The sequence below is a fragment of the Bradyrhizobium sp. HKCCYLS20291 genome (assembly GCF_051167715.1).
Lineage (GTDB): Bacteria > Pseudomonadota > Alphaproteobacteria > Rhizobiales > Xanthobacteraceae > Bradyrhizobium.
Genome location: NZ_JBNPTO010000027.1, coordinates 69,903 through 79,640, shown reverse-complemented (window position 1 = coordinate 79,640; position 9,738 = coordinate 69,903). Strand labels below are relative to the sequence as shown.

The 9,738-nt window shown below is 66.3% G+C and carries 11 protein-coding genes; 5 read left to right on the top strand and 6 right to left on the bottom strand.

Translation table 11 applies throughout. From position 1 onward, the window contains the following. Positions 1–107: 107 nt before the first annotated feature. Positions 108–332 (bottom strand): hypothetical protein, encoded by a 225-nt coding sequence (locus tag ACQR07_RS35375; RefSeq protein WP_434906664.1) that lies wholly within the window; start codon positions 330–332, stop codon positions 108–110. 982 nt (positions 333–1,314) lie between these two features. Further along, positions 1,315–2,994 (bottom strand): caspase family protein, encoded by a 1,680-nt coding sequence (locus tag ACQR07_RS35370; protein ID WP_434906669.1) that lies wholly within the window; start codon positions 2,992–2,994, stop codon positions 1,315–1,317. A gap of 234 nt (positions 2,995–3,228) precedes the next feature. On the opposite strand from ACQR07_RS35370, the gene msrA reads away from it, so the two are divergent. From msrA to ACQR07_RS35355, 3 genes are all read left to right on the top strand, one after another. Next, positions 3,229–3,945: a peptide-methionine (S)-S-oxide reductase MsrA gene (gene msrA / locus ACQR07_RS35365; RefSeq protein ID WP_434906663.1), complete on the top strand. Its 717-nt coding sequence runs from the start codon at positions 3,229–3,231 to the stop codon at positions 3,943–3,945. A 77-nt stretch (positions 3,946–4,022) separates the two neighbouring features. Then, on the top strand, positions 4,023–4,433 hold the full coding sequence (gene msrB / locus ACQR07_RS35360; protein ID WP_434906662.1) for a peptide-methionine (R)-S-oxide reductase MsrB: 411 nt from the start codon (positions 4,023–4,025) through the stop codon (positions 4,431–4,433). Positions 4,434–4,827: 394 nt separating this feature from the next. After that, positions 4,828–5,112 (top strand): hypothetical protein, encoded by a 285-nt coding sequence (locus ACQR07_RS35355; RefSeq protein ID WP_434869500.1) that lies wholly within the window; start codon positions 4,828–4,830, stop codon positions 5,110–5,112. A gap of 88 nt (positions 5,113–5,200) precedes the next feature. On the opposite strand, the gene ACQR07_RS35350 is transcribed toward ACQR07_RS35355, so the two are convergent. Both ACQR07_RS35350 and ACQR07_RS35345 read right to left on the bottom strand, forming a co-directional pair. Next, entirely contained in the window at positions 5,201–5,752 is a 552-nt protein-coding gene (locus ACQR07_RS35350) for a DUF4112 domain-containing protein (RefSeq protein WP_434906668.1), read from the bottom strand. A gap of 69 nt (positions 5,753–5,821) precedes the next feature. Further along, positions 5,822–6,781, bottom strand: a complete 960-nt coding sequence (locus tag ACQR07_RS35345) for an AraC family transcriptional regulator (RefSeq protein WP_434906661.1) — start codon at positions 6,779–6,781, stop codon at positions 5,822–5,824. A 255-nt stretch (positions 6,782–7,036) separates the two neighbouring features. Between ACQR07_RS35345 and ACQR07_RS35340 the strand changes: the two genes are divergently transcribed. Further along, positions 7,037–7,282: a hypothetical protein gene (locus tag ACQR07_RS35340; protein WP_434906660.1), complete on the top strand. Its 246-nt coding sequence runs from the start codon at positions 7,037–7,039 to the stop codon at positions 7,280–7,282. Between the two features lie 44 nt (positions 7,283–7,326). Continuing rightward, positions 7,327–7,575: a GCG_CRPN prefix-to-repeats domain-containing protein gene (locus ACQR07_RS35335; RefSeq protein WP_434906659.1), complete on the top strand. Its 249-nt coding sequence runs from the start codon at positions 7,327–7,329 to the stop codon at positions 7,573–7,575. Between the two features lie 9 nt (positions 7,576–7,584). Here the strand turns inward: ACQR07_RS35335 and ACQR07_RS35330 are convergent, their stop codons facing one another. Continuing rightward, positions 7,585–8,022 carry a DUF5413 family protein gene (locus ACQR07_RS35330; protein ID WP_434906658.1) on the bottom strand — a complete coding sequence of 146 codons (438 nt, stop codon included), beginning with the start codon at positions 8,020–8,022 and terminating at the stop codon, positions 7,585–7,587. Positions 8,023–8,075: 53 nt separating this feature from the next. Beyond that, the gene (locus tag ACQR07_RS35325) at positions 8,076–9,725 is read right to left on the bottom strand and encodes a hypothetical protein (protein ID WP_434906657.1); all 1,650 of its coding nucleotides are present in this window, start codon (positions 9,723–9,725) and stop codon (positions 8,076–8,078) included. Positions 9,726–9,738: the final 13 nt, after the last annotated feature.

Sequence of the window (9,738 nt, the reverse complement as noted above, 5' to 3'; positions counted from 1 at the left end):
GGTCATCCTGCGGCTGTCACAATCTTCGCCATCAATGAGCCCAAAAACTCAATTGGCTCACGGGCTCTACGGACTGTCAGCCAGTCAGCCTGACGACTAATCGTTCATCACCGCTGTTGCGGACGATGCGAGTGCCGGCTGGCAGCCGGCATGGATGCGTTCGCTGCGCGAAAGGCTTGCGCCATGCCCATGCGCGCCGCAGGCGTCAGCTCGCCGCCGTTCAACACATCGCGATCCGGATGCATTGCCTGATACGCCCCCGGCTCCGACTCGAAGAAGAAGCCGTCCTGCGCCAACGCCGGCACAGCAGTGAACGTCGACAGCAGCAGCACTACAGCCGCTGCGCTTGATCTCCAGGATGTCATGATCGTTCTCCAGATGATGATTTGCGGAGTACGCGCACTCGAAACAGCGAAGCCTGCTCATGGCCTTGCTGTCGAGGCGCGAACGCCTCTGGAGTGATCGTCGGGCGGAGCAGATATTCGCGGACATCTGCCGTGTCGTGATCACGACGCCGCTAGTGAATGAGCCTGCCATCCAGGACAGCGCATCCCGCGTCACGGCGCATCGGAGGGCTTCCGGCGCGAGATCAGGACGACTTCGTTGTTGCCCGTCGCGTTACTTTGTCGCAACCCGACGGGCGTTGTGTCGTCGGGCAAATCACTGGCATCTTCTCGCGCATCCCGGCCCGCCAGGAGGGGCGTCTCGCGAACGTCACGAACGTGGGGCCGGTGATGCGATGGACGCGACGTGTTGCAGCGGGTCTTCGACCTGCGGACGAACGGCACGGCGCGGACGGCGAAAGCGTGTGGTCCTGGTCTCCCGACGCTGAGGCCAAGCCGGTGGTGACGATGATCCGCCGGTCACGGGGGCAAGACAGCCGGTCCCCGGGGAGAGCACGTATAAGCGTTAACACCATCGCGCAGGGAAGGTCGGGCCTGTCCGGCTGAACCTGTGGTACCTGCCGCCTGCATTTTTTTCGCAGGCGGGCCACGGGCCTCAGCCGAGGTCCGGCCTTCCCTGCGCCCTCCGTTAGTTCAGGGGGCTATTGAGTGGGTATCACTCGGGCCTTGAAGGTCGCGAGAATGATTAGTCATGTCCGAGATCGCATCACAACAAACGGTGTCGTCCCGGCGAACGCCGGGACCCATAACCACCGGCCGTCATTTGGCAAGCAAATGTCAACCAGATCGCTCTCACCACTCCGGCTGCGGAGTATGGGTCCCGGGTCAAGCCCGGGACGACGGCGGAGGATGGCGCGGACATCACGCATCTCATTCGGAGTTGATGCAATGCGCAGCAACTACGGAACTCTCACTTCGCCGCCACGAAGAAGAAATCCTCCCGTCCCGGCGGCGAGCCGTAGGTGAAGGGCTGCTGACGTTGCTTGGTCATCGCCCAGACGTCGTCGCGGACGATATCGAACAGCTTGCGCACCTCGATGCGCGGCTCCTTGATGGTGCGGGCGAGCGAGGTGGCGAATGGGCTGTTGCCGCCGTCGCCGTCGAGCGCAGTGGCGCCATGCTTGGCGGCGTAGACCACCATCATCCCCGCGCCCGGCTCGATATTCGAGAAGCCCTTGTCGACGAGCTTCAGCGCCAGCGTCTGCTTCATGCCTGGCGCGAACGGGTTGTCGCGGCAGGCGTCGAGAATGACCAGTCGCAGCTTGCGCGCGGCGCCGACGGCGGCCAGCACCTGCTCAAGCGCAACGGCTTCCGTCTCGGCATCTTTGTCGGCGGCGAGCCGGGCATCGATCGGCACCAGGTAGTTGACGCCGCCGATCTCGAAGCCGTGCCCGGCATAGTACACGACGGCCCAGTCAGCCTTTTCGGCCTCGGCCTCGAAGCTGCGCAATGCGTCGAAGAACTTGTCGCGGGAAAGATCGTTCACGAGCGTGACCGACTGGAAGCCCGCCGCACGCAGCGTGTCCGCGATCAGCCTGGCGTCACGCGGCGGATTGGGCAGCGCGTGGACGGATGTGTAGGCACCGTTGCCGATCACGAGCGCGACCCGGCGCGTCGATGGCGCAGCGGTCGCCTGCGGCGCGAGCGCCGCGAGCCGGTCCTGCGCCAGCTTGCGCGCGACGGCGACGTCGTACGGATCGTAGGACGTGAGCGCGAATGCGGCCGCACGATAATCGGCGCGCGCCTGCGGGAGGTTGCCGCGCTTCTCGAACAGTCGGCCGCGGCTGGCATGGGCGTGAACGTTGTTCGGGTTCATCGCCAGGACCGCATTGAGATCCTTCAGCGCCGCATCGAGATCGCCTTTGCGCAGATAGGCGTCAGCACGGCCGACGATGGCGAACTGGTTCTTCGGCGAGCGTTCGATGACGCCGCTCCAGCCCGCGATCGCATCATCGCTGCGGCCCATCAGCGACAGCGTCTCGCTGCGATAGATCGCCGTCAGCGGCGCGGCCGCATCGATCCGCTCTGCCTCGTCGAGGTCCCCCAGCGCGCCGTCATAGTCGCCCATCAGCGCGCGCACCCGGCCGCGATTGACGTAGCCGAGGTAGAGCGTCGGCACGGCACGGATGGCCGCGTTGAAATCGTCGAGCGCGCTTTGCAGCGCGCCGCGGCGCAGGTGGATGGTGCCGCGATTGTTGTAGACGAGGCCGAATGCCGGGCGCTTTTGCAGCGCCGCGTCGTAGTCCGCCAGGGCCAGATCGTCCTTGCCCTTGCGCTCGTAGACATAGCCGCGCCGGTTCAGGACCGCGACGTTGTCGGGATCCGCGGCGATCGCGCCCGTCAGCGCCTCGAGGGCCTTGTCGTCCTCGCGCTTGTTCAGCGCAGCGAGGGCGCGGACGTCGAGCGCGCCGGCGAGGTCCCTGCCGGTCAGGTTGCCACCGTCGAGCAGCCGCTCGCAGGCGACCGCCCGCGTCGGCAGGTCGGCCTGACGGCTGCGGCAGACGGCAAGATCGTCGCCCAGGACAGGACCGGCGGCGGCGGGAACGGCGGGAGCAATCAGCAGCAGGAGCAGCAGCAGGAGGCGCGGCATGGCCGGAAGGGATCTCGCGTGGCGAAAGGGTCGATGGTTTGTCGAACGAATATCGTTACGGTTCGGCCGAGGCCAGCGTGGAAGGGGGACGGCGAGGGCGTTCAGGCGTTCACGCAGTCGTGTGACCGCCCCCGTAACGTCGCCGGGGAGGCAACGTATCTTGCGGTGAAGGCCGCTCCGGGCCAGTGTTCCCGGTCCGGCGAAACGAGACAACCACCCAACGAGGATCCGAACATGCGCCTCACACGCTCCCTTTTCGTCAAGACGGCCGTCATCGGCGTCGTCGCAGCAGCCGGTTTCTTGGCCTGGCAGCCGCTGCATGCCGCCGAGGAGGCCGTCGTGATCCCGCCTCCGGCCCAGGATCAGCCTGCCGGCGATGGATTGGAAACCGCGGTCGTCGCAGGCGGCTGCTTCTGGGGTGTCCAGGGCGTCTACCAGCACACGGCGGGCGTGGTCAGCGCGGTGTCCGGCTATGCCGGCGGCACCAAGGCGACGGCCGACTACCGCACGGTCTCCAGCGGGAGCACCGGCCACGCGGAATCGGTCCAGATCAAGTTCGATCCGAAGAAGGTCTCCTACGGCAAGATCCTGCAGATCTTCTTCTCGGTCGTGCACGATCCGACCCAGCTGAACCGCCAGGGCCCGGACTCCGGACCGCAATATCGCTCGGCGATCTTCACGACATCGGAGGCGCAGAAGAAGCTGGCGGAGGCCTACATCGCCCAGCTCGACAAGGCCAAGGTCTACGGCAAGCCGATCGTCACCAAGATCGGCAAGCTCGAGGCGTTCTACCCGGCCGAGGACTATCATCAGGACTACCTGACGCTGCACCCGAACCAGCCCTATATTGCCTATAACGACCTGCCGAAGATCGACAATCTGAAGAAGATCTTCGCCGAGAACTACATCGACAAGCCGACGCTGGTCCGGGACGCCAAGGCGACCAATTGAGGCGCCCCATTGAGGCGCGCCGGGCCAGAAACGACAATGACAGGGGCGGATCAATCGGGTCCGCCGGAGGAGCTGACATGAGCGACACCAAGACGAGCGACAAGGTCGTCAAGACCGAGGCCGAGTGGCGCAAGGAGCTCACGCCGATGCAGTACGCCGTGCTGCGCGAGAAGGCGACCGAGCGTCCGTTCTCGGGCGAATACGAGCATGAGCACCGCGCCGGGACCTACGTCTGCGCCGGCTGCGGCCAGACGCTGTTTGAATCCGACGCCAAATTCGACTCCGGCTGCGGCTGGCCGAGCTTCACCCAGCCGGCGACGGAGAGCCATGTCGACGAGGAGACCGACAGGACCCATGGCATGGTCCGGACCGAGGTGCTGTGCTCGAAATGCTCGGGCCATCTCGGCCACGTGTTTCCTGACGGGCCCGGGCCGACCGGACTGCGCTACTGCATCAACTCCGCGGCGCTCAAGCTGAAGCCGCGCTGACCCGCGTGCCCCCGGGGCGTCATTGACGGTACCGGGTGGCCGGCGGTCCTCAACCGGGACGCCTGCGGCAGGCAAAATCAGCCCTAACGAGCGAGATTTTCGCAGCGCGAACCGGCTTCCCCTGCATTCACAAGTTGCAGATCCGCCAAGTCATTGAAAATGTGAGATATTTGATTTGCGCTGGAACCAGCGGAGATTTACGATGTGACTGGGCAGGATTCGCATTTCTGTCAAATCGGCCTATATTAGGCACTGTAACTGACATGCAGGGCCGGGCCGCCTGGAGCGGCAAACTAGCGCCCTCCACACCCGCAATCGCTGGCGTCATTGCCAAGCTTGATCGTTCGAAAGCTCGCGTCAGCGCTTTTTTGCCGACAAGAAGAGGTCTCAGACCATGCGTCCACTGCGTCCGTTCAACTTCAACACCTCCGCCGAATTGTTTCCCGCTGCGATTCGCAAGAAGAAGCGGGCGGGCTTTGCCTATCGGCGGTTCGGCACCGCGGCGGAAGCCGTGCAATTCGCCATGGAGGAGTTGCCGGCGGACTCGCTGAATGGCGCCTATCTGCAGGTCGAGGAGGCCCGGTTCGACCAGAACGGCATCCGCACCCTGTATGAGAGCGAGGCGTTTCCGCTGCCGCGTCGCGCGGCCGACAAGGCGCAAGACGCCGATGCGGCCTGACGGCAGCCAGACGATCAGACGACACCCTGCCCCGCCCAGTGCGGGGCAGTTTTTTTATGGGGGTCCGTTTATCGGCTTTTGCCGCCCGTCAGCGCGGCTGCGTATCCAGCCACCGCCGCAGGATCTTGGCGTTGCGCATGTTGGCACGGAACAGCACGTCGAAGGCATCGCCGGCCACCGGCACCATGCCGATCACGCCCTCGACCGCGACGTTGCCGAGCATGCGGGTGATGACGTGCCAGGGCGCGCCGAGCGCGCGGGCCTCGCGCACCAGCCACAGCGACAGCGCGGTCGCGATGAGGTCGCCGACCACCGGGATCAGGCCGATGATGCCGTCGATGCCGTAGCGGATGTTGGTGCCCGGCAGCACGAAGGCGACGTCGAGCAGCTTCGCCACCGCCTCGAGCCTGATGATGCGCTGCTCGCGGGTGAGATTGCCGAACGGGTTTGCGGTGCTGAAGTCGAAGCGGACGCCGCCGGGGCCTGTGAAGGCGCCGTTGAACGACGACTGGAACGGTCCCTGCGGGATCTCCCGCCCGTCCTGGTCGATGATCGGCCCGCGCGCCTCATGAGCGTCGAAATGCGCCTGCGAGGCGCGTCCGGAGGCACGGCGGGGCGAGGTGGACATTTGGTCTTGCATACCCATGACATGGCAACGCGCAGGCCCGGCCACAAGTTGCGTCGAACCGCCGCCGGGCCTTGTTCTCGTCTATCGTCCTCTCGCGCCGGTTGGCGTCAGCCCGAAGCGGCGCCGGAAGCAGCGGTTGAAATAGGACAGGTCGTTGAAGCCGCAGGCAAAAGCGATATCGCTGACGCGCCGTGCGTCCCTCGACAGCAGGTCCATCGCCTTGCGCAGGCGCAATTCGGTGACGCGGGCGGAGAAGCCGGCGCCAGCCTCGTGGAGCAGGTCGTTGACGTAGCGCTCGGATAGGCCGGCCTCCAGTGCGAGCTTTTGCGCCGAGAAATCCGGTTCGCTGAAACGCCGGTTCAGGATCGCCAGCACCCCGCTCAGCCGCACGCTGCGCAGGCCGCCGCGGCGGGCCTTCAGCATCAATTCGCCGCGCACGCCGAGACCGAGCGCCACCAGATCGAGCAGGTGCTGCGCGACGGCCGTGCCGGCCTCTTCGGCAGCCACGGGACGTGCGAGCAGCAGTTCGCTGTAGTCCATTGCAAGCGTGAGCGCCCCGCCCGGCTCCAGTTCACGTCCGACCAGATCATCGACGTCGGGCACCATCGAGCGCAGCGTCATCATCGGCAGATGCACATTGACGAAGCGCTTGTGGTTCGCGCCATCGGCGCTGAAGAACGGCTCATCGAGCTTGAGCAGCACCATCGCGCCGGGCCGCAACGAGAACTCGCGTCCGCGATGGACGACCATGGCCTCGCGGCTGCCGGTGTTGCGCGCCAGGCAATAGCGGTCGTCGTTGGTCGCGAGCACCTGGCGGCGTTCGCGCCGCACCGTGGTGAAGGTGCCGTCGCAGCGGCCGAGCAACGTCGTGCCGATGTGGATCGCATTCATTGCAGCGCGAAACGGCACGTCTTCAGCGGGATCGAGCTCACCGGTGTTGGAGAAATGCTCGAACAATTCCGCAAAGCACAAGAAGCGTTGCCGGTCGTCGAGCCCGCTCGGCAGCATGTCGGTCGAAAGCATCTTCCTGACGATGGTCATCGAAATCGGACCCCGAGGCAGCGGATATCAGAAGCAACGCGATCAATGTGTCAGTCGAAGGATGACCGGCGATCCAAATGAGCAAAGAGCATCATTACGTGAGCGAGAGCGCCGTCCAGTCCAGATCGTGCGCCCGTCAATGCCGATTAGTCCAAGACAGCGGCCAGGGGTTCAACTAGCGATGCGGACGGACGCACGCTGCCGTGCGGACCGCGACCTTCAAGTCGACAGCCATGAGTGCAAGGAGGGAATGAAATGAGATTGTCTTCCGCTGCCCGAAAGCTCGGCCTCGGCGCCGCCCTCACGGTCGGCATCGGGATCGGCTACGCCGTCGGCGCGCAGCCGCACATGACTCAAACGATCACGCTGCTGCAATCGGCGCGTGCAGAGCTGGCCCAGGCCACACCCAACAAGGGCGGGCATCGCGAGCGCGCCATGGGGCTGATCGATCAGGCGATCGCTGAAGTGCGCGCCGGCATCGCCTTCGCGGCGGGCGGCTAGTCCGAATCACGGCGACGACCTCACTCACACGACGGAGACCATCGATGCGAACCATCATCGCCAGCGCCCTGCTCTTGGGAGCTCTGACCGCCGGCGCGTCAGCTATGCCGCTGGCGCCAATCATCGCCGGATCGCAGCCCGCGGTGATCAAAATTGCCGGCGGATGCGGCCCGGGCTGGCATCGCGGCCCCTATGGCGGATGCCTGCGCAACTACGCCAATCCGGCGGCTCACGCCTGCCCGCGCGGCTTCCACATCGGACCCGGCGGCCGCTGCCGCGGCAACGGACGATAGGGTGGGCTGCTACGCAGCTGGCGGATCGGTGACGACCGCCGGCTGCGACTCGTCGACGAATCTGTGCACTAGCCAGGATGACACCGTCGCCGGAATGAAGCCGACCAGACCGTACAGGATCCACTGCACGGCGCCATATTCGGAGCCGTGCGAGGCATAGTTGACGCCGGCGAGCAGGAAGGCGATGCCGCCGACGATCAGCATGCGCAGGAACGGCGGAATGCGGCGGACATGAAACAGGATGTCGTCGATCGCGCAGATCATCAGCGCCGGCAGGAAGCCGAACAGATAGCTGTATTGCAGCGAGGTGACGAACACCTTGAACAGCTTGGCCACCTCAGCCGGATTGGTGTCGGTCCAGTAGCCCGACATGTAGGTGGTGACCAGGAGCAGCGCGAAGCCGCCCAGCGCCGGGCCGACGGCGACGAAGATCAGATAACGCTTCATGCCAAACCTCCTGCCTCGCCGATCCGCCGAACCAACGAAGCCCTGTCGCGCGGTCAGTCGCCCCACACGGCGAAGGCGTCGTTGAAGGCGCGCTCGCCCGGCGCCCCCTTCTCGATCGCAATGATCGCGCGGCGCTGGTTGGAATAGACCAGCGGAACGTCGAACCAGGAGCGCTCCTTCAGCAGCTGCACGTTGCGGCTCCGGTCGGCGTCGACGTTGGACAGGCCGACCAGGAAGAAGCCGTCGGTCACCTTGACCGCGAGGCCGGCCAGCGGCGTGCCGCGCGACTGCTCGTTGGACTTCATCAGGATGCCCGGCACGTTGCCGACACCGCCGCCCGCGAAGTCCTGCGGCAGGATGAAGGTCAACTCGGCGGTATGGCTCGCCGGCAGCGACGTGTCGGTGTTGCGGCGGAACGACATCGTCATCTTGAATTTGCGATCCGGAATCTCGATGTCCGCACGCACCGCGATGTCGGCCTTCTGCGTACCCGTCGCCTTGATCTGCTCGGTGCGCCAGACCACCGAGCCGAGATACTGCTTGCCCTTCGGATCGGCCGGATCCTCGTCGTAGAGCACGACCTTCTGGGCCACCGGAGCGATCTGATCCGCGGACGGCGCCTGGCCGACGCGGTCGGTGATCTTCGGCTTGGTGAGCGGCGCGCCGGTGTCCTTGGGCGTCTCGACCGTGGAGGTCGACTTGAACAGGCCCGAAACCGTACCGATCAGCGGCCGGCCCCACAGAAGACCGGCGCCGATCAGGATCAGCACGATGCCGACCGCGATCGCCATCTTGAACGGAAAGGCCGCACCGCTGCGCTCCGGCTTCTTCTTGACCTCGCGCTCGGCACTCGCGCGCTGACGGGTCGATGTCGCCGGCACCGCGTACCGTTCGGCCTCCTGGACCGATTCGTCATACGAATAGGCCGGCTCGGTGGGCAGTGGCGGCCTGTCGTCGTCATCCTCGAGCCGGTCGAGGTCGGTCGCCGGAACGTTGGCGTAGGTCTTGCGGGCGGCGCGGTTGGCCTGCGCGGTGGCCTTGCCGAGATCATCGACATCGGCGGTGATGTCGCGGAAGCCGCGCATCGACGGCGGCGGGACAGCAGCACCGTTGTTGTCCTGACCGCGGCGCGGGGCAGCCGGGCGATCGCGCCCCGGCAACGGCGCATCCGCCGGAGCGGGCGGCGGCGGTTGGGGTCGCGGCGGCGCCGCCGGCGCAACGGCGGCGGGAGCAGCCTCCGGCCGGGCCGGACGAGCCGGTCGGTCGGTCGGCTCGGGAGTGGGCGGCGGACGATCGGCGCGGGCCGCAACGGGTGCTGCTGCGGCTGGACGCGGCGGCCGCGGGGTGGCCAGTGCCGTCTGGTCTGGCGCCGCGTTCGGCGGCGGGGCAGGCGCGGCGGGCGCATCCGGATTGCGCGCGCCAGCTCGCCGAAGCGCGTCGCCTGGTCGGGCCGTGCCGGTGATGGAGGCGCGCTGCGCTTCGCGGGCACGCTGGGCGGCTTCCGCCTCGACCTTGCGAACGGCCTCCTCGAGCGACAGCCGTTCGCGCGTGATCTCGGACTCGCTGAGCGGCGGCTGAACGCTGCGCAATTGCGCGATCAGGGCCGCGCGCGCCCGCTCGTAGAGCGCGCGCCGGCTTTCCCCGGGAGCGTTGGGGTCCAATCCGGCAATGGCACGGGCTATCAGCGGGTAGTAGTCGGCCATATCAACTCAATTC

Excerpts from the sequence above, each read along its gene's own strand:
- ACQR07_RS35370 (WP_434906669.1), bottom strand. The coding sequence starts at position 2,994 with ATGCCGCGCCTCCTGCTGCTGCTCCTGCTGCTGATTGCTCCCGCCGTT.
- msrA (WP_434906663.1), top strand. The coding sequence starts at position 3,229 with ATGCGCCTCACACGCTCCCTTTTCGTCAAGACGGCCGTCATCGGCGTC.
- msrB (WP_434906662.1), top strand. The coding sequence starts at position 4,023 with ATGAGCGACACCAAGACGAGCGACAAGGTCGTCAAGACCGAGGCCGAG.
- ACQR07_RS35355 (WP_434869500.1), top strand. The coding sequence starts at position 4,828 with ATGCGTCCACTGCGTCCGTTCAACTTCAACACCTCCGCCGAATTGTTT.
- ACQR07_RS35350 (WP_434906668.1), bottom strand. The coding sequence starts at position 5,752 with ATGCAAGACCAAATGTCCACCTCGCCCCGCCGTGCCTCCGGACGCGCC.
- ACQR07_RS35345 (WP_434906661.1), bottom strand. The coding sequence starts at position 6,781 with ATGACCATCGTCAGGAAGATGCTTTCGACCGACATGCTGCCGAGCGGG.
- ACQR07_RS35340 (WP_434906660.1), top strand. The coding sequence starts at position 7,037 with ATGAGATTGTCTTCCGCTGCCCGAAAGCTCGGCCTCGGCGCCGCCCTC.
- ACQR07_RS35335 (WP_434906659.1), top strand. The coding sequence starts at position 7,327 with ATGCGAACCATCATCGCCAGCGCCCTGCTCTTGGGAGCTCTGACCGCC.
- ACQR07_RS35330 (WP_434906658.1), bottom strand. The coding sequence starts at position 8,022 with ATGAAGCGTTATCTGATCTTCGTCGCCGTCGGCCCGGCGCTGGGCGGC.
- ACQR07_RS35325 (WP_434906657.1), bottom strand. The coding sequence starts at position 9,725 with ATGGCCGACTACTACCCGCTGATAGCCCGTGCCATTGCCGGATTGGAC.